The organism is Microbacterium sp. cx-55 (assembly GCF_021117345.1).
Classification (GTDB): Bacteria; Actinomycetota; Actinomycetes; order Actinomycetales; family Microbacteriaceae; genus Microbacterium.
Genome location: NZ_CP088261.1, coordinates 1,050,497 through 1,076,126, shown reverse-complemented (window position 1 = coordinate 1,076,126; position 25,630 = coordinate 1,050,497). Strand labels below are relative to the sequence as shown.

At 70.4% G+C, this 25,630-nt stretch carries 21 protein-coding genes; 6 read left to right on the top strand and 15 right to left on the bottom strand.

From position 1 onward, the window contains the following. Window positions 1-94: 94 nt before the first annotated feature. The gene (locus tag LQ938_RS04950) at window positions 95-1,477 is read left to right on the top strand and encodes an MFS transporter (RefSeq protein ID WP_223723385.1); all 1,383 of its coding nucleotides are present in this window, start codon (window positions 95-97) and stop codon (window positions 1,475-1,477) included. A gap of 36 nt (window positions 1,478-1,513) precedes the next feature. Here LQ938_RS04950 and LQ938_RS04945 read toward each other — a convergent pair whose 3' ends face one another. The 4 genes from LQ938_RS04945 to truB form a co-directional block, all read right to left on the bottom strand. Continuing rightward, a complete protein-coding gene (locus LQ938_RS04945) occupies window positions 1,514-2,473 on the bottom strand; it encodes a bifunctional riboflavin kinase/FAD synthetase (RefSeq protein ID WP_223723490.1) in 960 nt (319 codons plus the stop codon). Then, window positions 2,470-2,898: a hypothetical protein gene (locus LQ938_RS04940; protein ID WP_223723384.1), complete on the bottom strand. Its 429-nt coding sequence runs from the start codon at window positions 2,896-2,898 to the stop codon at window positions 2,470-2,472. The genes LQ938_RS04945 and LQ938_RS04940 overlap by 4 nt, the downstream gene beginning before the upstream one ends. A 62-nt stretch (window positions 2,899-2,960) precedes the next feature. Continuing rightward, window positions 2,961-3,329 (bottom strand): hypothetical protein, encoded by a 369-nt coding sequence (locus tag LQ938_RS04935; RefSeq protein ID WP_223723383.1) that lies wholly within the window; start codon window positions 3,327-3,329, stop codon window positions 2,961-2,963. Further along, entirely contained in the window at window positions 3,326-4,237 is a 912-nt protein-coding gene (truB, locus tag LQ938_RS04930; protein ID WP_223723382.1) for a tRNA pseudouridine(55) synthase TruB, read from the bottom strand. Before truB ends, LQ938_RS04935 begins: the two co-directional genes overlap by 4 nt. Before the next feature lie 53 nt (window positions 4,238-4,290). Here truB and LQ938_RS04925 point away from each other — a divergent pair, with 53 nt between their 5' ends. Continuing rightward, window positions 4,291-5,157 (top strand): A/G-specific adenine glycosylase, encoded by an 867-nt coding sequence (locus LQ938_RS04925; RefSeq protein WP_223723381.1) that lies wholly within the window; start codon window positions 4,291-4,293, stop codon window positions 5,155-5,157. Window positions 5,158-5,242: 85 nt separating this feature from the next. Here LQ938_RS04925 and rbfA read toward each other — a convergent pair whose 3' ends face one another. The 5 genes from rbfA to LQ938_RS04900 all read right to left on the bottom strand — a co-directional run bounded on the left by rbfA (window position 5,243) and on the right by LQ938_RS04900 (window position 11,888). Beyond that, a complete protein-coding gene (gene rbfA / locus LQ938_RS04920) occupies window positions 5,243-5,671 on the bottom strand; it encodes a 30S ribosome-binding factor RbfA (RefSeq protein WP_223723380.1) in 429 nt (142 codons plus the stop codon). Between the two features lie 146 nt (window positions 5,672-5,817). Beyond that, complete coding sequence (gene infB, locus LQ938_RS04915; RefSeq protein ID WP_223723379.1) at window positions 5,818-8,610, bottom strand: translation initiation factor IF-2; 2,793 nt, start codon at window positions 8,608-8,610, stop codon at window positions 5,818-5,820. Window positions 8,611-8,669: 59 nt separating this feature from the next. Continuing rightward, entirely contained in the window at window positions 8,670-8,942 is a 273-nt protein-coding gene (locus LQ938_RS04910; protein ID WP_223723378.1) for a YlxR family protein, read from the bottom strand. A gap of 28 nt (window positions 8,943-8,970) precedes the next feature. Then, a complete protein-coding gene (gene nusA, locus LQ938_RS04905) occupies window positions 8,971-9,957 on the bottom strand; it encodes a transcription termination factor NusA (protein WP_223723489.1) in 987 nt (328 codons plus the stop codon). A 92-nt stretch (window positions 9,958-10,049) separates the two neighbouring features. Continuing rightward, on the bottom strand, window positions 10,050-11,888 hold the full coding sequence (locus tag LQ938_RS04900; RefSeq protein WP_223723377.1) for an alpha/beta fold hydrolase: 1,839 nt from the start codon (window positions 11,886-11,888) through the stop codon (window positions 10,050-10,052). A 65-nt stretch (window positions 11,889-11,953) separates the two neighbouring features. On the opposite strand from LQ938_RS04900, the gene LQ938_RS04895 reads away from it, so the two are divergent. Both LQ938_RS04895 and LQ938_RS04890 read left to right on the top strand, forming a co-directional pair. Beyond that, a complete protein-coding gene (locus LQ938_RS04895; protein ID WP_223723376.1) occupies window positions 11,954-12,754 on the top strand; it encodes a DUF1206 domain-containing protein in 801 nt (266 codons plus the stop codon). Between the two features lie 103 nt (window positions 12,755-12,857). Further along, the gene (locus LQ938_RS04890) at window positions 12,858-13,490 is read left to right on the top strand and encodes an acetate uptake transporter family protein (protein ID WP_223723375.1); all 633 of its coding nucleotides are present in this window, start codon (window positions 12,858-12,860) and stop codon (window positions 13,488-13,490) included. A 49-nt stretch (window positions 13,491-13,539) separates the two neighbouring features. Here LQ938_RS04890 and LQ938_RS04885 read toward each other — a convergent pair whose 3' ends face one another. The 5 genes from LQ938_RS04885 to ispG all read right to left on the bottom strand — a co-directional run bounded on the left by LQ938_RS04885 (window position 13,540) and on the right by ispG (window position 19,950). Further along, window positions 13,540-15,294: a proline--tRNA ligase gene (locus tag LQ938_RS04885; RefSeq protein ID WP_223723374.1), complete on the bottom strand. Its 1,755-nt coding sequence runs from the start codon at window positions 15,292-15,294 to the stop codon at window positions 13,540-13,542. Window positions 15,295-15,331: 37 nt separating this feature from the next. Further along, window positions 15,332-16,498 (bottom strand): hypothetical protein, encoded by a 1,167-nt coding sequence (locus LQ938_RS04880; RefSeq protein ID WP_223723373.1) that lies wholly within the window; start codon window positions 16,496-16,498, stop codon window positions 15,332-15,334. Beyond that, window positions 16,489-17,025 carry an RNA polymerase sigma factor gene (locus tag LQ938_RS04875; protein ID WP_223723372.1) on the bottom strand — a complete coding sequence of 179 codons (537 nt, stop codon included), beginning with the start codon at window positions 17,023-17,025 and terminating at the stop codon, window positions 16,489-16,491. The genes LQ938_RS04880 and LQ938_RS04875 overlap by 10 nt, the downstream gene beginning before the upstream one ends. A gap of 417 nt (window positions 17,026-17,442) precedes the next feature. Further along, a complete protein-coding gene (locus tag LQ938_RS04870) occupies window positions 17,443-18,618 on the bottom strand; it encodes a benzoate/H(+) symporter BenE family transporter (protein ID WP_223723371.1) in 1,176 nt (391 codons plus the stop codon). Window positions 18,619-18,819: 201 nt separating this feature from the next. Further along, the gene (gene ispG, locus LQ938_RS04865; protein ID WP_223723488.1) at window positions 18,820-19,950 is read right to left on the bottom strand and encodes a flavodoxin-dependent (E)-4-hydroxy-3-methylbut-2-enyl-diphosphate synthase; all 1,131 of its coding nucleotides are present in this window, start codon (window positions 19,948-19,950) and stop codon (window positions 18,820-18,822) included. Between the two features lie 223 nt (window positions 19,951-20,173). On the opposite strand from ispG, the gene LQ938_RS04860 reads away from it, so the two are divergent. Next, window positions 20,174-22,081, top strand: a complete 1,908-nt coding sequence (locus tag LQ938_RS04860; RefSeq protein ID WP_223723370.1) for an anthranilate synthase family protein — start codon at window positions 20,174-20,176, stop codon at window positions 22,079-22,081. Between the two features lie 24 nt (window positions 22,082-22,105). Here LQ938_RS04860 and LQ938_RS04855 read toward each other — a convergent pair whose 3' ends face one another. Then, entirely contained in the window at window positions 22,106-23,470 is a 1,365-nt protein-coding gene (locus LQ938_RS04855; RefSeq protein ID WP_223723369.1) for a M50 family metallopeptidase, read from the bottom strand. Window positions 23,471-23,556: 86 nt separating this feature from the next. Here LQ938_RS04855 and LQ938_RS04850 point away from each other — a divergent pair, with 86 nt between their 5' ends. Beyond that, window positions 23,557-25,170 (top strand): Mur ligase family protein, encoded by a 1,614-nt coding sequence (locus LQ938_RS04850; RefSeq protein ID WP_223723368.1) that lies wholly within the window; start codon window positions 23,557-23,559, stop codon window positions 25,168-25,170. Window positions 25,171-25,630: the final 460 nt, after the last annotated feature.

The following is a 25,630-nucleotide window of genomic DNA, read 5'->3' as shown; positions in this document are numbered from 1 at the left end:
CCTTCGTTCTGCTATCCCCAACCGTATACCCCCCTGGGGTATTCCGCAGGCTGTCGACCGAACGAATGTCGACGGGCAGGGATAGCGTGCAGACATGGACACCGCACGCCGCACCGACCGCGTCGTGCTGACGGTCGCCATCCTCGCCTCGTTCGTCTCGTTCCTCGATGCCACGGTAGTGAACGTCGCTCTTCCCGCCATCGAACGCGATGTCGGCGGCGGCCTGGCAACGCAGCAATGGGTCGTCGACGCGTATCTCCTGACCCTCGGCGCATTCATTCTCGTCGCCGGTTCCCTCAGCGACGTCTTCGGTCGCGTCCGCATCCTGCGGGTCGGGCTGGTGCTGTTCGGCGTCGCCTCTCTCGCCATCGCGGCGAGCTCCGATCCGCTGACCCTGAATCTGCTCCGCGGTGTGCAGGGCATCGGCGGGGCACTGCTCGTTCCGAGTTCGCTGGCGCTCATCACCGCCCAGTTCCAGGATGCGGCCCGCGCCCGCGCGATCGGCATCTGGACCGGGGCGACCACCGTCGCGACCCTGGTCGGCCCCGTCGCGGGCGGACTCTTCGTAGATCTGCTCTCCTGGCGCTGGGTGTTCGTGATCAACGCTCTGCCGATCGCGCTGACGCTCGTCCTGCTCGCGCGCGGGGGCCTTCGCGACGAGCGCGTCCCGGGAGCCCGGATCGACATCCCGGGCGCCGCGCTCTGCACGCTCGGGCTCGGCGGAACGGTCTTCGCACTCATCGAGCAGCCGCGGCTCGGCTGGTCCTCCCCCGCCGTCTGGCTCACCGCGGTCATCGGTATCGCCGCACTGATCGGGTTCGTGTTCCGGCAGCGAGTCGCCGCGTCGCCCCTCATGCCGCTCTCGCTGTTCCGTGCGCGAAACTTCTGGGCCGGAAACCTGACGACGTTCTTCGTCTACGGTGCGCTGTCGCTCAACGGACTCGTGCTCGCCCTCTACCTCCAGGAGGGTGCCGGGCTCTCCGCCACGGAGTCCGGGCTCGCGAGCCTGCCGGCCACCCTGCTCATGATCCTGTTCAGCTCCCGGATCGGCGGCCTCGCCGGCCGCTTCGGTCCTCGCCTCTTCATGACGCTCGGGCCCGTGATCATGTCGATGGGAATGCTGTACTTCCTCTTCGTGGGCGAGGACTTCAACTACCTCACGCAGGTGCTCCCCGGAATCCTGCTCTTCGGCGCCGGACTCACCCTGACGGTGGCGCCCCTCACGGCGGCCGTACTCGGGGCCGTGCCGACGGACCGGAGCGGCATCGCATCGGCCGTCAACAACGCGGTCTCCCGTGTCGCAGGTCTCGTCGCCGTGGCGCTGCTCGGCGTCGTCGTCGCCGGGGATCTGGATCTGGACGGCTTCCACGCGGTCGCCATCGTCACGGCCGCCCTGATGGCGGCGGGTGCCGTGGCATCCTTCTTCGGCATCCGCAACACCACCGCATCCGCCTCCCCCGCGCCCGCTCAGAGCTGAGCGACCGAGCGCCCGCGGAACCGACCGGCGGCCTGCCTACGCGCGGCTGAGGATCGCGCGGACCTCGTCGACGTCTTCGGCCATCCGAACCATGAGCGATTCGATGTCGGCGAACGCGACCATGCCCCGCACCCGGCGCACGAACTGCACTTCGACCTCGTGGCCGTACAGGTCGAGATCGGTCTCGTCCAGCACGTAGGCCTCGACCTGTCGGACGGCGACGTCGTCGAAGGTGGGGTTGGTTCCGACCGAGATGGCCGCCGGGTAGCGGATGCCGGAGCGGAGCCCCGGCGCCTCATCCACGAGCCATCCGGCGTAGACCCCGTCGGCCGGTACGAAGCCCTCCAGCGCGGGCGAGAGATTGGCCGTCGGGAACCCGAGCTCGCGCCCGCGCTTGAGCCCGTGCACGACCTCTCCCCACACCGATGTGGGCCGGCCGAGGAGCTTCGACGCCGATGCGACGTCGCCCGCCGCGAGCAGCTCGCGTACCCAGGTCGAGGACACGCGGCGCCCCTCGTGGATGCCGCGTACCTCGTCGATGACATCGACACGGAACCCGAACTCGTCGCCCAGCTCTCGGAGGGTGTCGGGTGTGCCGGCTCCGCCGCGCCCGAACCGGAAGTCCGCGCCGACGAGCACGGTCGACACGGCCAGCGGACGCACGAGCGTGTCGACCACGAAGTCGCGCGGAGCGAGCGCGGAGAGCTGCTCGTCGAAGGTGAGCACCAGGGTCGCGTCGATGCCGGTCTCGGCCAGGAGCCGCAGCTTCTGCGGGAGGCTCACGAGATCCGTCGGACAGCGGTCGGGGCGCAGCAGCGCGAGCGGATTGCGATCGAACGTCACGGCGACGACCTTCGCGCCGCGCGTTGCTGCGTCGACCTTCGCTCGTTCGAGGATCGCGCGATGACCGGCGTGCACGCCGTCGAACTTGCCGATCGCGACGACCGACGGCCCGAACCCCGCGGGAACGTCGTCGGGCGAGCGGAAGACCATCATCGCGGTGACCCCGCGAGGGCGGCGATCCGGTGCGTCCACAGCCACCAGAGTCCGAAGAACGGCAGGATGAGCGGGATGAAGAGGTAGCCGATGCCGTAGAGCGACCAGACCGTCGGATGCTGGAACAGCGCCGGATCGAGCAGGCTCAGGGTGCCGACCACGAGGACGCCGACCAGCTCGAACCCGATGGCGGCCCAGGCGATGCGGTACCAGATCGTGCGGCCGGCGAAGACGAGCGCCAGGGTGGCCACGATGTAGACCACCGCCGCGACGGCGGAGAGGGTGTAGGCGACGGGCGCTTCGTCGAACTCGCGCACGATCTGCACGAAGGAGCGGCCGGTGGCGGCGAGGGCCATGATCGCGTAGACGACGACGAGAACGCGGCCGATGCCGCTCATGCGGCGGCGGGGAACGGGCTGTGACATGTCGCATCCATCCTAGTTCGGCGGCGACCGTGCGCCTCTCGAACCGTCGACGATCGCGGCGCTCAGGTCAGCTGAACCGTCCAGATGACGTGCATGCGCCACGTCATGACCGCGACGGCGAGGGCGGCGATCCCCATGATGACGGTGCTCCACCGGCTCCGCTCCAGCAGCGCCCATGCGACGCCGGCGGGCGGCAGCAGCACGGCCGACACCAGGTAGACCCAGTACTCGAGCAGACTGCCGCTGGCCGCGTTGCCGACCGCGGGAGCGATCAGTGCCGTCACGACCTGGGCGATGAGGAGAACCTCGACGAGTGCGAGAGATCCGACGCTCAGGTCGCTCGGTCGACGCCCGGCGAGGCCGAGCACGATGCAGAGCACACCTGCCCCGACCGCGACCGCGACCTGCACGAGGGTGAACCACAGGATCATGCGCGCTCCTCCGGCATGTTCATGGCGCTCTTCAGATCAGCGCCGCGACGTTCGAGGACGCCGATGAGGCGCCCCTCCGGATCGACCGCTGCCGCGCGCGGTCCGCCCAGCCGCGCGGCCGCCCCGATCAGACGCTTGCCGTGACGCAGGTCTCGGGCATCGTCCGCCGTGACGTCGAGGCGAGGCATCACCTGCGACGCGGCCGCGACGGGATCGAGCATCTCGCCCTCCGCGATCGCAGACACGGCCGCCGCGTGCGCCACATCGAATGCACCGATCCGCGTGCGCCGCAGGGCGGTGAGGTGGCCGCCGGTCCCGAGCGCTGCACCCAGGTCGCGTGCGAGCGCCCGGATGTAGGTGCCGCTCGTGCAGTCCACGACCACGTCCAGGTCGATCGCGTCCGCGCTCCGGCGCGTTTCGAGCACATCGAAGCGCGCCACGGTGACGCGGCGCGCGGTCAGCTCGACCGCCTCCCCCGCCCGCGCGAGGTCGTAGGCGCGGCGCCCCGCGACCTTGATCGCCGACACGGTGCTCGGCACCTGGTCGATCTCACCCGTCAGGGGCCGGATGCGGTCGGCGATCTCCGCATCCGTCACCGCACCCAGACGCTGCGGATCCGCGCGCGAGGTTTCCTCGCCGTCGGCGTCGTCACTGTCGGTCGAGACCCCCAGCCGGATGGTCGCCGAGTAGGTCTTGTCGAGGCCGACGACGTAGGTGAGCAGGCGCGTCGCGGGCCCAACGCCCAGCACGAGCAGGCCCGTGGCCATGGGATCGAGCGTGCCGGCATGACCGATCTTCCGCGTCTGGAGTGCCCGCCGCGCACGGGAGACCACGTCATGGCTCGTCATCGCGCCGTCCTTGTCGACGAGCAGGATCCCGTTCGGGGCGGCAGCCTTCTCGTCGCGCATCCTCCCAGCCTACGGCGGCCGGGCGACCGTCTTCGCGCGCATACGCTGTCGGGGTGTCCGATCTCGTCACCCCGTTGAACGCCTGGTTCCGTGCTCACTCGCGGCCGCTGCCCTGGCGGGCACCCGGGTACGGCGCGTGGGGTGTGCTGGTGAGCGAGTTCATGTTGCAGCAGACCCCGGTCGCCCGCGTCGTTCCACTGCTGGAGGCCTGGCTCTCGCGCTGGCCCACCCCCGCCGACCTCGCCAGCGCACCTCCGGCCGAGGCGGTGCAGCACTGGGCGAACCTCGGCTATCCGCGGCGCGCGCTCTGGTTGCACCGGGCGGCCGTCGAGATCCGGGACCGGCACGATAACGTCGTGCCCCGCGACGTCGAGGCGCTCCTCGCGCTCACCGGCGTCGGCGACTACACAGCGCGCGCGGTGGCGGTCTTCGCGTACGGCGACCACCACCCCGTGGTCGATACGAACACCCGGCGGGTCATCGCTCGCGTGATCGGCGGGCGGTCTCAGCCCGGTCCGGCGGCGCGCCGGGACCTCGACGAGATGGCGGCGCTCCTGCCAACGAATCGCACGGAGGCCGCGACCTTCAACGCCGCGACCATGGAGCTCGGGGCCGTCATCTGCACGGCGCGCACGCCACGCTGCGCGGAGTGTCCGATCGCGCAGTCCTGCGCGTGGCGGGCCGCGGGGTATCCCGACACGGGAGACACGCGCCGCCGACAGGCACGCTACGAGGGCAGCGATCGTCAGGCGCGGGGCGCAGTCCTGCGGGTGCTGCGGACGGCGAACGGCCATGCCGCCCCGATCGACGGGGTCGCCGCGGATTGGCCGGACCCGGCTCAGCGCGATCGGGCGATCGACTCGCTGATCGCCGATGGCCTGGCCGAGGCATCCGACGGCATTCTGCGCCTGCCCCGGTAACGCACGCTCACCTCGGTGATGCTCAGCCGAGACGAAGAACGGGGACCGGCCGCAGCCGATCCCCGTTCTCGTTCGCGTTCGTCGCTCAGTCTTCGAGTTCGCGCGGCTTGACGTAGGGGTCTTCTTCTCCCGCGTAGTCGGCGGATGCGGCGAGCCCTGCAACGGACTTGTCGCGTTCGCGCGCCTCGCGGAGGAGGTGCTCGATGTGGCCCGCGTTCTCCGGGATGCCGTCGGCGATGAACTCGAGCGTCGGCGTGAGCCGGATCGCCAGCTGACGGCCGACCTCGCTTCGGAGCATGCCGGTGGCGGCGGTCAGCGCCGCAGCGGAGTCGTTCCGCTCCTGTTCGGTGCCGAGCACCGTGTAGAAGACCGACGCGTGCTGCAGGTCGCCGGTCACTCGCACATCGGTGATCGTGACGAACCCGAGCCGCGGGTCGCGGAGCCCTTTTTCGAGCCGCTCCGCGATGAGCACGCGGATGCGGTCCGCGAGGCGTGCCTGACGTTCGCTGGCCATACCTTTTCCTTTGTTTCTTTTCCGGATGAGAACGGAGGTCGCGGCGGAGGCGGAGGTGATGGACGCCTCTGAGGCAATCGGGGTAGGGGCCCCGCTCTTGCCGAAGAGGCGTCCATCACCGCAGCCGGAGCCGCGACCGGACGGTGTCAGCCGCGCGGCTTCTCGATGAGCTCGGTGGTCTCGATCTCGTCGCCGATCTGGATGTCGTTGAACTTACCGAGACCGATACCGGCCTCGAAGTCCGTCCGCACCTCGGTGACGTCGTCCTTGAAGCGACGCAGCGACTCGATGGCCAGACCATCGGCGAGCACGACGCCGTCTCGGATGACGCGCGCCTTGGCGTTGCGCGTGATCGTTCCGCTGCGGACGATGACACCGGCGATGTTGCCGAACTTGGAAGAACGGAACACCTCGCGGATCTCGGCCACACCGGACTGGATCTCTTCGTACTCCGGCTTGAGCAGGCCCTTGAGCGACTGCTCCACGTCGTCGATCGCGTTGTAGATGACCGAGTAGAACCGGACGTCCACACCCTCGCGGGCGGCACGCTCGCGTGCCTTCGTGTCGGGGCGGACGTTGAACCCGATGACGATCGCGTTGTCGATCGTTGCGAGGTTGATGTCGGACTCGGTGATCGCACCGACGCCGCGGTGGATGATCCGCAGCTGCACCGAATCGTCGACCTCGATCTTGAGGAGCGACTCTTCGAGCGCCTCGACGGCACCGGACACGTCGCCCTTGATGATGAGGTTGAGCGACTCGACCTTGCCCTCTTCGAGCGCACGGGTGAAGTCCTCGAGCGAGATGCGCTTGCGAGCCTTGGCCAGAGCGGCGTTGCGCTCTGCAGCTTCACGCTTCTCGGCGATCTGACGCGCCATGCGGTCCTCGTCGGTGACGATGAAGACGTCACCGGCACGGGGCACGGAGTTCAGACCCTGCACCTGCACGGGACGCGACGGGTAGGCCTCGTCGACGGCATCGCCGTTCTCATCGATCATGGCGCGGACGCGGCCGTAGGCCGTGCCGGCGACGATCGCGTCACCGACGCGCAGCGTTCCGGACTGGATCAGGACGGTCGCAACCGAACCGCGGCCCTTGTCGAGGCGCGCCTCGATGGCAACACCGCGAGCGGCCTTGTTCGGGTTCGCCGTGAGGTCGAGGCCGGCATCCGCCGTCAGCAGCACCGCATCCAGAAGTTCCTGGATGTTGATGTTGTTGCGCGCGGACACGTCGACGAACATGACGTCTCCGCCGTACTCCTCGGCGACCAGGCCGTACTCGGTCAGCTGCTGGCGCACCTTGGCCGGGTTGGCGTCGGGCTTGTCGATCTTGTTCACCGCGACAACGATCGGCACACCGGCGGCCTGGGCGTGGTTGAGCGCCTCGACGGTCTGCGGCATGATGCCGTCGTCTGCGGCGACCACGAGGATCGCCAGGTCGGTCACCTGGGCACCACGTGCACGCATGGCGGTGAACGCCTCGTGACCCGGGGTGTCGATGAAGGTGATCGCGCGGTCGATGCCCTCGTGCTCGGTCCACACCTGGTAGGCACCGATGTGCTGGGTGATGCCACCGGCCTCGCCCGCCACGACGTTCGTCTGACGGATCGCGTCGAGGAGCCTCGTCTTACCGTGGTCGACGTGACCCATGACGGTCACGACCGGCGGACGGATCTCGAGGTCGTCTTCGCTTTCGGCTTCCAGCTCGGCGTCGAGGTTCAGACCGAAGCCCTCGAGGAGCTCCTTGTCTTCGTCCTCAGGCGAGACCATCTGGATCTTGTAGCCGAGCTCCTCACCGAGGACCTCGAAGGTGGCCTCGTCGAGCGACTCGGTCGCCGTCGCCATCTCTCCCAGGTTGAAGAGGATGGTCACGAGCGTGCCGGGCTGCACCGTGTAACCGGCGATGGCCTCGATCTTGTCGGCGAAGTCCGCGATCGATGCGCCGCGGCGCATCCGAATGATCTGGCCGTTGCCCTTCTGGACGTTGACGCCACCGACGATCGGCGCCGACCGCATTTCGAATTCCTGCCGCTTCGCCCGCCGCGACTTGCGCTGCTTGGACTTGCCGCCGCCCTTACCGAAGGCACCCGCGGTGCCACCGCCGGGCCCACGACCACGACCGCCGCCGCCGCCGGGACGACCGGCGAATCCGCCGGCCGGGGCAGCACCAGGAGCACCGGGACGCTGGAAGCCACCGGCACCGCCGGGACGACCGGGACCGCCGGGACGCTGCTGGAACGGAGCGCCGGGACGACCGCCGCCACCGGGGCGACCTGCGCCACCGGGACGCGGAGCACCCGGACGCGGAGCGCCGGGACGCGGAGCCTGCGGACGCGGGATGTTGCCGGGGCTCGGGCGCTGGCCCATGCCCTGCGCGCTCGCGAACGGGTTGTTGCCCGGACGCGGACCGGCGGGACGCTGGCCCATGCCCTGCGCGCTGGCGAAGGGGTTGTTACCCGGACGCGGTGCGCCACCCGGACGCGGCGGTGCGGGGGTTGCCCCGCCCGGCTTCGGGGCGTCGCTCGCGGAGTCGGAGGCGGTCGGTGCGTCGGCCGCGGGAACAGTAGCTGCCGCGGGCTCTGCCGCGGGTGCGGGAGCAGGTGCCGCCGCTGCAGCGGGCTCGGGAGTCGCGACCGGCGCGGGCTCCGGGGCCGGAGCGGGGCTCGGCGCGGGCGCCTTGGGGCGGGCCGGGCCGGGACGCGCGGGACCCGGGCGTGCGCCCGAGGCCGGCTTCGGTGCCGACGAGGTCGCGGCGGGAGCGGACCCGCCGGATGCTGCGCCCTCCGCCTCGAGGGCGGCGCGGAGCTTGCGAGCCACGGGGGGCTCGATGGTGGATGAGGGGCTCTTGACGAATTCGCCGAGCTCCTTCAGCTTCGCGAGGGCGACTTTACTGTCGACGCCGAGCTCGGAAGCAATTTCGTGCACGCGTGGTTTTGCCACAATTCTCCTGTCTGAGGGCCTACCCCAAGACAGGGCAGACCGTTAGTCGCGGACGGGTCTCATTTCGAGCCGTTCACTTTTCGTCCATAGCCGTTCAGCCGTTTCTCGATGGTCTGGGTGTCAAGGGGACCTGACACGCGCAATGCCCGCACGAAGGCACGTCGCCGGATGGCGGCTTCCATGCACTCCCGCGTCTCGTGCACCCACGCGCCCCGCCCCGGCATCGACGCTCGCTCGTCGGGGACGAGGAGGGAATCGATGGCGATCACTCGAAGGAGATCGTTCCGGGAGGCACGCGTGCGGCATCCGACGCACGTTCGTACGGGTTCCATCCTACACCGGTCGTCGCGAGGACGCGGATCAGCCTTCGAGGATGCTGTCGGGCTGGATGTCGATCTTCGCGCCCGTGAGCTTCGCGGCGAGACGAGCGTTCTGCCCCTCTTTTCCGATAGCGAGCGACAGCTGGTAGTCCGGCACGAGAGCACGGACGGCCTTGGTGGACGCGTCGAGGATGAACGAGGAGGTGACCTTCGCGGGCGACAGCGCGTTGGCGACGAAGGCTGCCAGTTCACTGTTGTAGTCGACGATGTCGATCTTCTCGCCGCCGAGCTCTTCGGTCACGGCGCGCACGCGGCGCCCGAGCTCGCCGATGCAGGCGCCCTTGGCGTTGATGGAGCTGTCGTCGGTGCGCACGGCCATCTTGGTGCGGTGTCCGGCCTCGCGGGCCAGCGACACGATCTCCACGACGCCGGATGCGATCTCCGGCACCTCGAGCGCGAAGAGCTTCCGAACGAGGCCCGGGTGCGTGCGCGAGACGGTGATCTGCGGACCCTTGGTGCCCTTGGACACCGAGGTGACGTACACGCGGATGCGGGTGCCGTGCGTGTAGTTCTCGCCCGGGACCTGCTCTTCGGGAGGCAGGATCGCCTCGACCGAACCGAGATCGACGTGGACCATCCGGGGGTTCGGACCCTGTTGGATCACGCCGGCGACGATGTCGCCCTCCTTGCCGCGGAACTCGCCCAGCACGGCGTCGTCGGCGATGTCGCGCAAACGCTGGTTGATGACCTGCTTCGCGGCGAACGCGGCGATCCGGCCGAAGTCGTCCGGGGCGCTCTCCTCCTCACCGACGACCGCACCCTCTTCGTCGAGAAGGGGCACGAACACGGCGACATGACCGGTCTTCCGGTCGAGGTGCGCACGCGCACCCGCCGGCAGTTCGCCGTCGGGCGAGGTGTGCTTGGCGTAGGCGGTCAGAATCGCCTGCTCGATGATCGAGACGAGTTCCTCGAAGGGGATCTCCCGCTCGCGTTCCACAGTGCGCAGCAGTCCGAGATCGATATCCACGGTGCCCTCCATATTCAGATCTTCGCGGGGCTCAGAGCGTCCGCATCCCGTCTACGTTACCCGATGCCGGCAGCACTCAGCTGGCGCTCCGCTCAGCGAGCGCAGTCGTCGACGACGGATGCGGGCGGCACTTCGGCGAGCAGCAGAGTGTTCGTCCAGCGGGCGAGATCGTGGAGCAGCGCCGACTTCGGCTGCAGCATGTCCTGGTGCCCCCGGCGCGGCACCGGAACCGCCCGCACCCGCTCGCCTTGGCTGCACAGTTCTTGCACGAGGCGCTGCTGAGCGGTGATCGGGATGACCTCGTCGCGGGTGCCCCACGCGACCAGGATCGGCGTGCCCCACGGCCCCGTCGGCACGTTCTCCTCCAGCCGTCGCCCGAGCGCGCCGGTCGTCAGGTTGCCGGTGTCGAACGGGCTGTCCTCGCTCAGTCCCAGCGCGGTGAGGGCCGACACCATCACACCCGGTTCGCTCAGACAGCGTTGCGTCATCTCCCGCACGATCGGACGCGCACCCGTCGCGACGTAGTCGTTGAGCTCGACGTCGGGGTAGGTGTCGGCGTAGGGGACCAGCACCCACGCGACGAGCACCGTGAGCATGGCTCCGGCATCGCCGGACGTGAGCTCCTGGGCGAGCTCTGCCGGGTCGGCCGCCGGCGCGAGGGCCGCCGTGCCCAGGATGTCGATGCCGGGCGTGTACTCCGGGGCGATCTGCGTCGTCCAGAGCGCGGCGTGGCCTCCCTGGGAATGACCCCACACCACGGTCTGGGGTGAGAGCACGAGGTCGTCGATCTCGCCCGCCGCGAGCACCGCGTCGAGCGCCGACCGGGCCTCGCCCGTACCGATCAGGTACGGGAAGTCCCCCGGCGCGCCCTGGCCGCTGTAGTCGGGCGCGACGACGACCCACCCGCGCGCCAGCATCCGTTCGAGGTCCGGGATCGCCCACTTCGTCGCCGTGCCGTCCGCGAGGCTCGGCGCACACCCCCGTGCGACGCCCGTCGTGCCGTGGTTCCAGATCAGCACCGGACGCGGGCCGGGCGGCGGGTCCTTCGGGACGATCACCATGCCGCTTCCGGCGGCCGGGCGACCGCGCGCGTCCTCGGTCGTGTACAGGATGCGGCTCACCGTTCCGCGGGCGGGTTCACGCCCGAGGTAGTCGCCGGTGCGGATGAGGCGGCCGTGCCCGCTCGGCAGGGTGTCGGGCGGGTCGTAGAAGCCGTCGACGACCGGCGCGCCGTCGCTGAGCCAGTCATCGAGCCCGACGCCGCCGACGACGCCGAGCACGAGCACGAGCGACAGCGCGTAACGCCCGAGCGCGGTCCCCCAGCGCACACGGTCGGACGGGCGGTCCGGCGCATCCGTCGCCCCGGATCGCCCCGTGCGAATCGCCCCGATGCCGCGAACCAGAAGCGTCACGCCGAAGATCACGGTTCGCACCCCGAAGACCACGGCCACCACCAGCAGCGTCAGATCCGGCCAGGTCAGCGAGAGCGCGCCGAAAGCGATCTGCGCACCGCCCCACGCGACCGCGAGAACCCGCGCGCTCCGCACTCCGCCGGCCATCGCCTCGCCCAAGGAGGCCAGCCCACCCACGATCAGCAGAAGCGCGAGAGCGGGAGGCAGCAACTCGATGCTGCGTCCGAGCCAGACGAGGATGACGAGGCCTCCGGCGATCCACGCAATGGCCAACGCCCGCGCCCACCACGGGGGAGCGCGGCGGGGAGCGAGTTCGAGAACGCCCGACACGATCGCGCTGGCGCCGACGTAGACGCCGAGGAGGACGAGCGATGTCAGCGGCCGGATGACGATGAGCGCGCCGAGCGCCACGATGATGACGCCGAGCAGCACGGTCACGCGCGGCGGGGCGGCCGCGACGAGGCCCGGCAGGGCGCTCAACCGCAGCGAGCGCCGCGGGCGCGTCGGGCTCTCGGGCATCCGCACATTCTAGGCAGCACCGGCCGCCCGTCCGCGCCGTCCGGGGCCCGCCGTAGAGTGCCCCCATGACGGTGGCGAAGGATGCGGCGCGAGCGGCGACAGACAGCACGGCGTTCCGCGCTCTCGCGCGGACGGGATATGCGGCCAACGGCGTCGTGCACGCGTTGATCGGGGTGATCGTCGTGGCGATCGCCGCGGGCGGAGACGGCGAGAGCGATCAGGCGGGCGCCTTCAAGGCGATCGCCGATGCGCCCGCAGGATTTCTCGCCCTCTGGGTTCTGGCGGTCGCGCTCGGCGCTCTGGGCGTGTGGCACGTGGCGGGAGCCGTGATCGCGCAGGGATCGGGCGACACGCGGCGGTGGGTCGCCCGGCTCCCCGAAGCGGGTCGGGCCGCGGTCTACCTCGCGCTCGCAGCGGTGTCGGTCACCGTGGCGCTCGGATCCCGCCCCGACAGCGAGAGCAGCGCGCAATCGGCCAGCGGCGGCGTCCTGTCGCTCCCCGGCGGGCCGTTCCTCCTGGGCGCCGCGGGGCTCGCGATCGGGGGTGCCGGAGTCGCGTTCGTCGTGATCGGCATCCGACGGAGCTTCCGCAAGAAGCTTGCGCTCCCCGCGGGTCCGGCCGGGCGCTCGATCATGATGCTCGGCAGCATCGGGTACGCCGCGAAGGGCGTCGCCCTCGCGGCGGTCGGTGTTCTCCTCGTCGTCGCTGCCGTCCGTGTCTCTCCGGAGGAGGCCGGGGGGCTCGACGGGGCCATCAGCGCTCTCCGCGAGCTTCCGTTCGGGCCGTGGATCATCGCGGGGGTGGGCGTCGGGTTCATCGCCTACGGCATCTTCTGCGGGTTCCGCGCGCGATTCGCGCGCCTGTAGGGGGCCTCGGTGACGGTTCCCCCACCCCCGCCCCGACGCCGCGTCGGAAATTTCACCGGCGTCCGATCGAGACAGTCGCGGCGGCATCGGCCAAGCTGAACGGATGCCCCCCGAATCGAGTGAGACCTCCGCATCCGCCAGCCTGCGCGGGTACCCGTTCCAACCCGCCGATCCCGGCCTCATCGGCCTGCTCGGCTTCGTCATCGCCACGGTGACGGCACAACTCGCCCATCTCGGCCTGCAGGACGAGAGCGCCGTCTTCTGGATCGGCGCCGCGTTCGGCGGAATCGTGCAGGTGACGGCCGGGATGCTGTCGTACTTCGTCGGCGACGACTTCCACTTCATCGTCTACAACGCGTTCGGCTGGTACTGGATCGTCGTTCCCGGTTTCCTGCTCGGTGAGGAGCTGGGCTTCTTCGAGGTGACGGCGCAGGCCCGCGGCGTGTTCGCGCTGATCTTCGCGTTGCTCGCGCTCGGCTTCGCGCCGGCCGGGGCCATGCACAACTCGGTGCTCCCGGTGACGCTGCTGTGCGTCTCCGTCGGCCTCGGACTGCAGTCGGCGGCCGCTTTCACCGGTGTGGAGGCACTCGCCGTCGCCGGGTCGCTCACGCTTCTGGCCGCATCCGCGCTCGCGCTCTACCTGCTGGCCGAAAAATTCTGCTGGCGCACGATGCACCGCCGGGTGATTCCGATCGGCCCGCCGTGGATCTCGGGGAGCACCGACCCGGAGGCGTGAACCACCGGGTCGGGCACGCCGCGCACCGACCAGGAGCGCGGCGCAGCGGTCAGCGGCGGAGGCGCTCCACGACGTCGGCGAGGGCGACCGTGTCGCGCTCACCCGAGCGCCGGTCCCACAGCTCCACCTGCCCGTCGGCGGCACCGCGGCCGACGATGACGATCCAGGGCACGCCGACCAACTCGGCGTCGCCGAACTTCACGCCCGGCGACACCTTGGGGCGGTCGTCGTAGAGCACGTCCAGACCTGTGGCCTCCAGCTGCTCGCTGAGGGTCGCAGCCACCTCGAAGGCGACAGCATCCCGGCCCGCGGCGACCACGTGGACATCGAAGGGGGTCACCGATTCCGGCCAGATGAGGCCCTTGGCGTCGTTGTTCAGCTCCGCGATGATCGCGAGGATGCGGGTCACGCCGATGCCGTACGAGCCCATCGTGACCGTGACAAGCTTGCCGTTCTCGTCGAGCACCTTCAGCCCCAGCGCTTCGGCGTACTTGCGTCCGAGCTGGAAGACGTGTCCGATCTCCATGCCCCGAGCGAGCGAGACCGGACCCGATCCGTCGGGCGCCGGGTCGCCGGGTCGCACGGTCGCGACCTCGACGAACCCATCGGCGACGAAGTCCCGACCGGCAACGAGCGAGTGCACGTGCTTCTGGTCGATGTTCGCGCCGCTGATCCACGACGTGCCGTCGACCACGCGCGGGTCGAGGACGTAGCGGATGCCGGTCGCGGACTCATCGCCGAGCACCGCGCCGGTCGGCGACCACGGACCGATGTAGCCCTTCACGAGCAGCGGGTTCTTCGCGAAGTCCGCTTCGGTCGCGGGCTCGACCGCGGCGGGTGCGAACGCGACTTCTACCCGCTTGTCGTCGACGTCCCGGTCGCCCGGGAGTCCGACGACGACGAGCTCCCGCGTGCCGTCGAGGTGGGTCAGGGCGAGCACGACGTTCTTCAACGTGTCGGCCGCGGTGTACTCCCCCTCGAGCACCTCATTGCTGTGCGCGACGAGACTGGCGATGGTGGGCGTGTTCGGCGAATCGAAGATGACCGGGTCAGGCAGGCCGTCGAACGGAACGGAATCCGGCACCAGGGTCGTGAACGCCTCGACGTTCGCGGCGTACCCGCCGTCGGAACGCACGAAGGTGTCTTCGCCGACCGCGGTGGGGTGCAGGAACTCCTCCGAACGCGAACCGCCCATGGCGCCCGCATCCGCCTGCACGATCACGTACTCGAGGCCGAGTCGCTGGAAGATCCGCTCGTACGCGTCGCGCTGCGCCTGGTACGACGCCTCGAGTCCTGCGTCGCTCGCGTCGAAGGAGTACGCGTCCTTCATCGTGAACTCGCGCCCGCGCAGCAGGCCCGCGCGGGGACGCGCCTCGTCGCGGTACTTGTCCTGGATCTGGTAGATCGTGAGGGGCAGGTCCTTGTACGACGAGTACAGGTCCTTCACGAGCAGCGTGAAGACCTCTTCGTGAGTCGGCGCGAGGAGGTAGTCGGCGCCCTTGCGGTCCTGCAGGCGGAAGAGTGCGTCGCCGTACTCCTCCCAGCGCCCGGTGACCTCGTAGGGCTCCCGGGGCAGGAGCGCCGGGAAGTGCACTTCGAACGCACCCGCGTTCGCCATCTCCTGGCGGACGATCTGCTCGATCTTCCCCTTCACCCGCAGGCCCAGCGGCAGCCAGGCAAACACGCCCGGCGCCTGGCGGCGGATGTAGCCCGCGCGCACGAGCAGGCGATGGCTCGCCACCTCCGCGTCGGAGGGGTCTTCACGGAGCGTGCGGAGGAAGTACTGCGACAGACGAGTGACCACGATCGTCAAGTCTACGGATGCGGCGGGCGCCGCAGTGTCAGCCGAGCGTGGCGTTCATCGCGGCGAGGGCCGCCGTCGCGAGCGCAATCAGCTCAACGAGCTGCTGCTGTTCGTCTCCCGTCGGGTATCCCGCGACGATGAGCAGGTTGTCTCCGCTCCGGACGACGAGATCGTTCCCGTTGAACTCCCACACGTAATTACTCGGAACGAGGGTCGCGGCATCGGCTCCCGGAACGTCGACCGGCGTCGCGTACTCGGATGCCGCGATGTCATCGATCAGATATCCGGCTCCGGGGATGACTCTCAGGGTGAGGTCCGTCGCGTCACCCGTCGCGAAACTGCACGTGTCGACACCCAGACGTTCCATCGGCGCATCCAGTGCGGGAAACAGCGTGGTGCTCGCGCCCGGTGGCGCCGAGAGCGTGTACTCGTCCGAGACGGCGCGACTCACGACCGAACACCCCTCGCCCGGCCACCATGAAGACGTTCTCTCGGCTGCTCGCGGGGCAGGATAGGCGCGGGCCGACTCATCGAGCATGTCAAACAGTTCCGCGAACTCGACCGCGCCGATGGATCGCACCGCCGGCCCCTCGTCGAATTCGGAGGCGCCCGTCCAGCTGACACCGATCCAGGTGTCCCGTAACGCTGACGCCGCGAGGCACCTGCCGTCCACGCACTCCCCGGCCGACACGGGCATCTCGTCCGTCGCATCGAAGAGGGACACGGGGTAGGCGACGATCTCGACGTATCTGGACAGGTACGCATCCGGGACCGACCACATGCAGACCATTCCGCCGCTCAGCGTCTGCCCCGGATCGACCCACCTCTGCGGAATCGGCTGCGCCGCCGTGCCGATCCAGGTGCTTGCCTGATCGTTGCTGAGCATGTTCGCGCAGTCACCCCCGTACGGCTGAACCGCCGTGGCCGGGGCCTGCGGCGCAGGCGGAGCCACCGACGGTGACGGGGTCACGGTCGGTGTCGGGGCGCTCGTCGTCTCCACGGGCTCCGCGACTCGATCATCCGGCCGAAGCGCGGCGAACGACACGCCCGTCACGACCGCAGCGACGAGCACGACCGCTGCCGCGACGGCTGCGGTCTGCCTCCGGCGCGCGCGAAGGAGCCGCATCCGGCGGGCACCGGACGTCACGACCTCGCGCATCTGCGCGTGCTCCGCGGAAGTGAGCTTCTCGTCATTCACATCCACGATGCCTCCATCGCCGTCATCTCATCGCGCAGGCGCGCCTTTGCTCGGGAGAGCCGAGACTTCACTGTGCCGACCGGGATGCCCAGGGTCTCAGCCACTTCACGGTCCGGGTAGCCCTCCAGAACCGACAGCACCACGACACTGCGCTCGCCCGCGGGAAGACGATTCAGCGCAGACAGTATGCCGCTCTCATCGGTGCCGACCGGGGCGTCGGCGTGCGCGGACCGGGGCGCGCGCGCAAGGAGCGCCCGGTAGCGGCGCCCCGATCGCTCCAGATTCCGCGCCGCGTTCGTCGCGGTCGTCAGCAGCCACGGCAATGGTGATCCGTCCACCAGACGCACGGAAGAGCGCTTGCGCCAGAGTTCGAAGAACGCGATCGCCACCGCATCCTTCGCGTCCTCGCGCGACGTCAGAAGGCGGCTGGCGTGCCGGAATACGCGAGGCTCGCACGTATCGAACAGGTCCCCCAGCGCGGACTCGTCGCCCGCCCGTAGCCGCTCCCAGAGCGCGGCTTCCACATGTGTCACACCCAGTAGTGTCCGGCATCCGGGAAAAGGTTCCCGCCCTGGCCGTGTTTTCTGAGATCGGCCTGGCGTGGCCAATGCGCGGCTCACGCCTCCAGCCGGTTCTGCTCGCACCGGCCCGCTTCCCGAGCCGACACCGACCCCGCCGCGGGTCGATCGCGTCGAATACCTCCGCAGTCGTCGGAGCGGCAGAGCTTTCGTCACCTCACCCGCCCCACGCGTGCACATCAGCCCCAGCGATCCGACGACTGCGGAGCAGATCGGCGCTCCGGGCGGCGGGAGGGGACGGGCGAAGGGTCGGGGCGCCGGCAGCTGCAGCCGGGCGACCGGCGCCGGCAGCTGGGGCCGGGCGACAGACGCCAGGCAGCTGCGGCCGGGCGGGGGCCGCCGGGGCAGGGTCCCGGTCGACGGGAGGCGGCGTCAGGCGCGGCGGTGGGTCACGGCGCGTACGAGGAGTCCGGCCAGCAGAGCCCAGAACGCCGCGCCGACCCCGAATACGGCGATGCCCGATGCCGCCACCAGGAAGGTCACGACCGCCGGAAGCCGTTCGCCGGGGTCATCGATGGCCTGCTGCACAGCCGCACCGAACGCGCCGAACAGCGCGATTCCGGCGACGGCGGGGATGAGCGCCTCGGGCGCCACCACCACGAGCGCCACCAGCGCCGCCGACAGCCCGCCGAGCACGATCCCCGACACCCCCGTCGAGACGCCCGCGATCCAGCGCCGCTGCGGATCCGGTTCCGCATCGGGAGCGGCGGCCAGCGCAGCACTGATCGCGGCCAGGTTGATCGCGTGTCCGCCGGCGGATGCACCGAGCGCGGTCCCGATCCCGGTCGCGAGCATCGCGGGCCGCCACGGAACCTCGTAGCCGAAACTCCGCATGATCGCGATTCCGGGGACGTTCTGCGAGGCCATCGTCACGAGGAACAGCGGCAGCGCGATGCCGAGCACCGCACCCCACGACAGCGTCGGCGCGGTGAACTGCAGGCTCGGAACGACCGACGTCGCCTCCGCGTGCCCGCCGGTCGACACCGCGTACACGCCGACGACGGTAGCCGCCGCGACGAAGGCCAACGGCACCGCCCAGCGCGGCGCCCAGCGGATGCAGACGAGCCAGACGACCACGACCGGCGCCACGGCCCACGGCTGGGTCACGAGCCCGGTCACCGGAGCGACGCACAACGGCAGCAGCACGCCCGCCAGCATCGCCTGCGCGATCGACGGCGGGATGCGCGCGATCAACGCGCCGAGCCGCGGCCACAGGGCGGTCAGCAGGATGAGGCCCGCGCTGAGCAAGAACGCCCCGACGGCTGCCGACCAGCCACCGTCGACCAGCCCGGTCGTCGCGAGCACCGCGGCGCCCGGAGTCGACCAGGCCACGGTGATCGGCATCCGGTAACGCCAGGCGAGGAAGATCGAGGCGAGCCCCATCGTGAGGCACAGCACCAGCAGGCCGCTCGCCGCCTGCGCCGGTGTCGCCCCCACCGCCCCCAGACCCGTGAGCACGACCGCGAAGGTACTGGTGACGCCGACGAGCGCCGTCACGATTCCCGCGACGATCGGGCGGGTCGCGGAAGGACGAGGAGTGCCGGTCATGAGAACCCCGACGCTAGCGGATGCGGACACCGCGCCCCGCAGGCCACGTCGCTCCCCGTGGCACGATCACCCTCGCACCCCGCATCCGGCGCGCGCCTCTTTTCTGCTGCCGCGCTACAGATCGGAAGCGCGCGCACAGAAAAGTGGCGCGCGAGCCGGATGCGGCCGGAGAGCGCGCGGAGAAGTGGCGCGCGCCGCGGGTCAGGCGGTGACGACCTGCGCGGTGCCGAGGGGGGCATTCGGACCCATCTCGGCGGCGAGGCGGTTCGCCTCGGCGATCAGAGTCGCGACGATATCGGCCTCGGGCACCGTCTTCACGACCTCGCCCTTGACGAAGATCTGCCCCTTGCCGTTGCCGCTCGCGACTCCGAGGTCGGCGTCGCGGGCCTCGCCCGGTCCGTTCACGACACAGCCCATGACGGCGACGCGCAACGGGACGGTCATGTCCTTGAGCCCCTCGGTGACGTTGTCGGCCAGCGAGTACACGTCGACCTGCGCACGCCCGCACGACGGGCAGGAGACGATCTCGAGCTTGCGCTCGCGAAGGTTCAGCGACTGCAGGATCTGGTGGCCGACCTTCACCTCTTCCGCCGGCGGCGCCGACAGCGAGACGCGGATGGTGTCGCCGATCCCCTCGGAGAGCAGGATGCCGAACGCCGTCGCGGATTTGATCGTGCCCTGGAACGCGGGACCCGCCTCGGTCACACCGAGGTGCAGCGGCCAGTCCCCTCGTTCGGCGAGCAGCCGATATGCCTTCACCATGACGACGGGGTCGTTGTGCTTGACCGAGATCTTGAAGTCGTGGAAGTCGTGCTCCTCGAAGAGGGACGCCTCCCAGACGGCGCTTTCCGCGAGGGCCTCCGCGGTCGCCTTGCCGTACTTCTCCAGCAGACGTCGGTCCAGCGAACCCGCGTTGACGCCGATGCGGAGCGAGACTCCGGCGGCCTTGGCGGCGGCGGCGATATCGCCGACCTTGTCGTCGAACTGGCGGATGTTACCGGGGTTCACTCGCACGGCCGCGCAGCCCGCGTCGATCGCCTGGAAGACGTACTTCGGCTGGAAATGGATGTCGGCGATGACCGGGATCTGGCTCTTCTTCGCGATGATGTGCAGCACATCCGCGTCATCCTGGCTCGGCACCGCGACGCGCACGATCTCGCAGCCGCTGGCCGTGAGTTCGGCGATCTGCTGGAGGGTCGCGTTGATGTCGGTGGTCTTCGTCGTCGTCATCGACTGGACGCTGACCGGCGCATCGCCGCCCACCAGCACTTTGCCGACGCGGATCTGCCGACTCTTCCGGCGCGGGGCGAGGGTTTCCGGGATGCGCGGCATCCCGAGGTTCACGGCTGGCACGCACTCAGCCTACGCCGCCGCGTTCGTGCCGGGCCCGAATGCGCGGCGCCGGATGCTCGGGTCCGTGTGGTAATTTCAGCCCCATGCTCGCGAACCGCTCCTGGTGGCTCACCGTCTAGGCGGTGTGCGCGCGTGCGACACGGACCGCTGATGAGCGGTCCTTTTTTCGTGAGGCTGCCGCTCCCCCGATAAAGGATCGACCATGACCGCTACCGCTGCGGACCTCTTCTCCTCGCTGGCTGCCGCCGACGCGCCGTTCGCGCTGATCGCCCGCGACGACGCGTGGGTCGAAGTGCTCACCGGCGACGTCGTCGACGTCGAGCTGCTCGCCGACATCCCGTTGCTGGATGCGGACGGCACCGCTCGCGAGGTGCTCGCGCTCGTTCCGTACCGCCAGGTGCGCGAGCGCGGTTTCGTCTGCCACGACGACGGCGCCCCGCTCCGCTGCCTCGTCATCACGGGGCACGAGCGCGTCTCCCGTGCGGACGCGCTCGAGGCGCTTCCGACCGCGCCGCTTCCGCTCGGCGACCCGGGCTTCGACATCAGCGACGACGAGTACGCCGACATCGTGCGCACCGTGATCGCCGATGAGATCGGGCGCGGCGAGGGCGCGAACTTCGTCATCCGGCGCGACTTCACCGCATCCGTCTCCGCAGACGAGCGGGTCGCGGCGCTCACCTGGTTCCGCGCACTTCTCGCGCAGGAGCGCGGCGCGTACTGGACGTTCGCGGTAGTCACCGAAGGACACGTCGCCGTCGGCGCGAGTCCCGAGGCGCACGTGAGCGCGCAGAGCGGCGTCGTCACGATGAACCCCATCTCCGGCACCTTCCGGCACCCGGCGGGCGGCGCAACCGTCGACACGCTGCGGACGTTCCTCGAGTCCACCAAGGAGACCGAGGAGCTCTTCATGGTCGTCGACGAGGAACTGAAGATGATGAGCGCCGTCTGCTCCGACGGCGGACGCATCACCGGCCCGCATCTGAAGGAGATGTCGCGCCTCACCCACACCGAGTACATGCTGCGCGGGCGGTCGCAGCTGGATCCCCGCGACATCCTGCGCGAGACGATGTTCGCGCCGACCGTCACGGGCTCGCCCATGCAGAACGCCTGCACCGTGATCGCCCGGCACGAGACCTCACCACGCGGGTACTACTCCGGCGTGGCCGCGCTCTTCACCCCGAACGGCGCCACCGAGGGCGTCACGCACGACCTGGACGCGCCGATCCTGATCCGCACGGCGTACCTGCAGGACGGTCGACTCCGTGTTCCGGTCGGCGCGACCCTCGTGCGCCACTCCGACCCCGCCGGCGAGGTCGGCGAGACGCACGGCAAGGCCGCGGGCGTGCTGGGCGCGATCGGGGCGGTCCCTCGCGACACCGTGCCCGCCGCCGACCCGGACGCTCCGGTCATCGAGCGCGCTCCGCTCGCGGACGATCCGGAGATCGCGGCGCTGCTGCAATCGCGGAACTCGCGCCTGGCCGCGTTCTGGCTCAACCCGCAGGGCGGCGACAGCGACGGCCCGTTCGCCGGTCGCACCGCGGTCGTGGTCGACGCCGAGGACCGGTTCACCACGATGCTGGCGCACCAGCTGCGTCACCTCGGGCTCGACGTCGCGATCGTGCCGTGGGCGGATGCGGACGCCGCCGTGCTCGACGCCGCCGACCTGGTGATCTCGGGCCCGGGTCCCGGTGACCCGCGCGACGACGCGAGCACCCGCATCCGCCACATGCGCGGCGTCGTCGCGCAGCGGCTCACCGCGGGGCGGCCGCTGCTCGCGGTGTGCCTCAGCCATCAGATCCTCGCCGATCGGCTCGGAATCGATCTGGTTCCGCTCGACCGCCCCCACCAGGGACTGCAGTTCGAGGTCGATGTGTTCGGCGAACCGGCATCCATCGGCTTCTACAACACGTTCACCGCGCGGACGACCCCCGGAACCACTCGGGTCGGTGTCGCCGAGGTCGCGGCATCGCCCGTGTCGGGCGATGTCTACGCGCTGCGCGGCCCCGGCTTCGCGTCGGTGCAGGGTCATCTGGAGTCGATCCTGTCGCGCGACGGGATGCGTACCCTGGAGCGATTGGTCGCGCAGGCGCTCGAGCCCGTCACGGTCTGACGGCCCCGCGCCCCGCGTCCCGCGTCAGAACAGCGAGATCGGGTTGATCAGGTCGACCAGGATCAGCGTGCCGCCCATGATGCCGAGGAGCGCCACGACCACGAACGTCACGGGCACGAGTCGGGTCGCATCGACCGGGGCGGGTGCCGGGCGCCCACGCAGTCGCGCGAAGGCGCGCTTGATGCCGTCCCACAGGGCGACGATGACGTGCCCGCCGTCGAGCGGCAGCAGCGGCACGAGATTGAAGACGCCGAGAGCCAGGTTGAGCGAACCGAGGAGTCCGATGATCCCGGCGACCCGGTTCAGCACCGGAGCGTCGGATGCGGCGACCTCGCCGGCGATCACGCTGGCACCGACAACGCTCAACGGTCCGTTCGGATCGCGTTCCGCGCCCGTGAAGAGGGTGGACGCCGCGTCGACGACCTTGACCGGGAGCTGGACGATCACCCCGGCGACGGCCCCGACGTTCTCGATCGCCGCGGCGGGCCCCGCCCACAGCGGCTGGCGCACGAATTCCGACGTCGGCCGCACGCCGATGAAACCGATCTGCTGCGTCACCGGGTTGCCGTCGGCATCCGTCTGCGCTTCGCCGGCGGCGTTCGTCGTCGCCGCTTCGATGGCGACCGGGGTCACTGCGAGCGTGCGCTCGACACCGCCTCGGTCGACCACGACGCTGAGTTGGCGACCGGCCGAGGCCTGGATGATCGCCGTGGCGTCGGCGAAGTCGCCGATCGCGGTGCCGTCGATCGACACGATCCGGTCACCCGGTTCGAGCCCGGCCTGTTCCGCCGGGGTAGTCGCGCTGACGCACGACGTGCCGTTCGAGGCCGGGACGCAGTCGCTGAGTGCGGAGACCGTCGAGGTGGCCGTCTGCACGCCGATGCCGGTGAACAGGATGGCGAACAGCACGATCGCGAGAACGAAGTTCATCAGCGGCCCGCCGAGCATGATGATCACGCGCTTCCACACCGGCAGGCGGTAGAAGACGCGCTCGTCTGCGCCGACCAGGGTCTCCGCATTGACCTCGCGCGCGTCCTGCACGAGCGTCTGGAAGAAACGCGCCGAGACCCGACCGGTGGCTCGCCGCGTCGTGGTGGCGGTGGCGACACCGCTGCCGTCGGCGGGCGCGGTGTCCGCATCCGTCTGCGGGGCGGGCGGATACATGCCCGACATCGAGATGTAGCCCCCGAGCGGCAGCGCCTTCAGGCCGTACTCGGTCTCGCCTTTCCGGCGGGAGAAGAGCGTCGGCCCGAAGCCGATCATGTACTGGCCGACGCGTACGCCGAAGGCCTTGGCCGGGATGAGGTGTCCCAGCTCGTGGAGGGCGATCGAGATCGCGAGCCCGACAACGAGCAGCACGATGCCGACCACGAAGGCGATGATCGTCACTCGCCCACCGTAGCCGCGATCTCTTTGAGCGAGCCGAACACGACCAGACCCGGCGCGAGGGGTCGGGTCTGGTTGAATGGACCGCGATGTCGACACCCCCCTCGAACCTGCCCCCCGTGCTCCGCCCCGAGCAGCCCGCGACGCGATCGCTGGGAGATCTCGCCGATCGTTTCGGCGCCGAGGTGCGCGGTGAGATCGAGGGCATCTCGCTGCGCGGGATCACGCTCGCGACCGCCGACCTCCGACCCGGCGAGGCCTTCGTGGCGCTCCAGGGCGTCAACCGCCACGGGGCCGAGTTCGCGGCGTCGGCCGCCGAGAAGGGCGCGGTCGCCATCATCACGGATGCGGTCGGGGCCGATGCGGCCGCCGCATCCGGTCTGCCCGTCCTCGTCCTCGATTCCCCCCGTGCGCGGATGGGCGAACTGTCGGCCTGGGTCTACGGCACGGGTCCCGGTGACGACCTGCCGCTGCTGTTCGCGACGACCGGCACCAACGGCAAGACGAGCGTCTCGCACATCCTCGAGGGGATGCTGAGCCAGCTCGGCATCGTCACCGGGCTCTCGTCCACGGCGGAGCGCCACATCGCCGGACAGGTGATCGTGTCGCGGCTGACGACCCCCGAGGCATCCGAGTTCCACGCCTTGCTCGCCCTCATGCGCGAGCGCGGCGTCGAAGCGGTCGCCGTGGAGGTGAGCGCGCAGGCCCTCAGCCGGCATCGCGTCGACGGCATCGTGTTCGACGTCGCGGCCTTCACGAACCTGAGCCATGACCACCTCGACGACTACGCCGACATGCGCGAGTACCTCGAGGCCAAGCTGCCGCTCTTCCGCCCCGATCGCTCCCGGCGGGCTGTCATCTCGCTCGATTCCGCCGCGGCCGCCGAGGTGGCGGAGCGCGCCGAGGTTCCGTTCGTGACCGTGGGTACGCCCGCGATCGCCGCGGACCCCGCCTTCGCCGCATCCGCCGACTGGACCGTCGACATCCAGGGCGAGAAACCCGACGGCACGCGCTTCACCCTGCACGGACCGGACGGGCAGCATCTCGAGACGATCGTGCCGGTGATCGGCACGCACATGGCGGCGAACGCGGCGCTCGCGATCGTGATGATGTTCGAGGCGGGCTACGCCTGGGAGCGCATCGTCGCGGTCCTCGACGGCGGCCGCATCGAGGCCTATCTGCCCGGGCGCACCGAACGCGTGTCGGGCGACCGCGGTCCGACGGTCTACGTCGACTTCGGGCACTCCCCCGACGCGTTCGAGAAGACACTTGCCGCAGTCCGCCGGGTGACCCCAGGCCGGGTGCTGATGCTCTTCGGCGCCGACGGCGATCGGGATGCGACGAAGCGCCACGACATGGGCCGCACCGCGGTACAGGGATCGGACGTGCTGGTCATCACCGATCACCATCCGCGTTTCGAAGACCCTGCAGCGATCCGCGACACGCTCCTCGAGGGAGCACGCCAGGCGCGACCGGATGCGGAGATCCACGTCTCCTCGCCGCCCGAGCAGGCGATCGTCGACGCGGTCGCGCTCGTCGGCGAGGGCGACGCGATCCTCTGGGCGGGCCCCGGACACCAGGACTACCGCGACATCCGCGGGCAGCGCACGCCGTACTCGGCGCGCGAGCTCGCCCGTCGAGCCCTCCGCGACGCGGGCTGGCCGGTTCCCGAGCCGCACTGGCCGGTCCCCTACTCGGCCTGACTCCCGCGCGAGACCCCGCGCCGGGACCGTTGGGCCCGACGCAAGACCCGCGCCGGGGACCGCCGGGCCTGACACGAGGCTCCGAGTCTGAGCTGACGGCGCCCGGAGCGAGGAGATCTGCCCAAGCGAGGGCCGACACCCGGGTTTTCGTCCTCGCTTCGGCAGATCTCCTCTCTTCGGGCCCATCGCTCGCGCTCTTCGGGCCGACCGCTCGCGCTCGTCGGGCCGACCGCCGGTGCCCCGAACCCGCCGCGCCCCGAACCCGCCGCACCCACCGTCGCACCGGCCCCCGAGAGCCACCGCGCGGCGGGTGGATTATTCACGGCGGATGTTGTGGGGGCACGCATCCGGAGGCGGCGGATGCGGCCCCGCCATTGTGCGCGGCGCGCAGGCGGTTCGGGAGCCGCTTCCCCCCGGACGTACCGTCGATCGATGGCCCGCCGGGCCGGCACCCGCAGGG

Excerpts from the sequence above, each read along its gene's own strand:
- LQ938_RS04950 (WP_223723385.1), top strand. The coding sequence starts at position 95 with ATGGACACCGCACGCCGCACCGACCGCGTCGTGCTGACGGTCGCCATC.
- LQ938_RS04945 (WP_223723490.1), bottom strand. The coding sequence starts at position 2,473 with ATGATGGTCTTCCGCTCGCCCGACGACGTTCCCGCGGGGTTCGGGCCG.
- LQ938_RS04940 (WP_223723384.1), bottom strand. The coding sequence starts at position 2,898 with ATGTCACAGCCCGTTCCCCGCCGCCGCATGAGCGGCATCGGCCGCGTT.
- LQ938_RS04935 (WP_223723383.1), bottom strand. The coding sequence starts at position 3,329 with ATGATCCTGTGGTTCACCCTCGTGCAGGTCGCGGTCGCGGTCGGGGCA.
- truB (WP_223723382.1), bottom strand. The coding sequence starts at position 4,237 with ATGCGCGACGAGAAGGCTGCCGCCCCGAACGGGATCCTGCTCGTCGAC.
- rbfA (WP_223723380.1), bottom strand. The coding sequence starts at position 5,671 with ATGGCCAGCGAACGTCAGGCACGCCTCGCGGACCGCATCCGCGTGCTC.
- LQ938_RS04910 (WP_223723378.1), bottom strand. The coding sequence starts at position 8,942 with ATGGAACCCGTACGAACGTGCGTCGGATGCCGCACGCGTGCCTCCCGG.
- LQ938_RS04900 (WP_223723377.1), bottom strand. The coding sequence starts at position 11,888 with ATGCCCGAGAGCCCGACGCGCCCGCGGCGCTCGCTGCGGTTGAGCGCC.
- LQ938_RS04895 (WP_223723376.1), top strand. The coding sequence starts at position 11,954 with ATGACGGTGGCGAAGGATGCGGCGCGAGCGGCGACAGACAGCACGGCG.
- LQ938_RS04890 (WP_223723375.1), top strand. The coding sequence starts at position 12,858 with ATGCCCCCCGAATCGAGTGAGACCTCCGCATCCGCCAGCCTGCGCGGG.
- LQ938_RS04870 (WP_223723371.1), bottom strand. The coding sequence starts at position 18,618 with ATGACCGGCACTCCTCGTCCTTCCGCGACCCGCCCGATCGTCGCGGGA.
- ispG (WP_223723488.1), bottom strand. The coding sequence starts at position 19,950 with ATGCCGCGCATCCCGGAAACCCTCGCCCCGCGCCGGAAGAGTCGGCAG.
- LQ938_RS04860 (WP_223723370.1), top strand. The coding sequence starts at position 20,174 with ATGACCGCTACCGCTGCGGACCTCTTCTCCTCGCTGGCTGCCGCCGAC.
- LQ938_RS04850 (WP_223723368.1), top strand. The coding sequence starts at position 23,557 with ATGTCGACACCCCCCTCGAACCTGCCCCCCGTGCTCCGCCCCGAGCAG.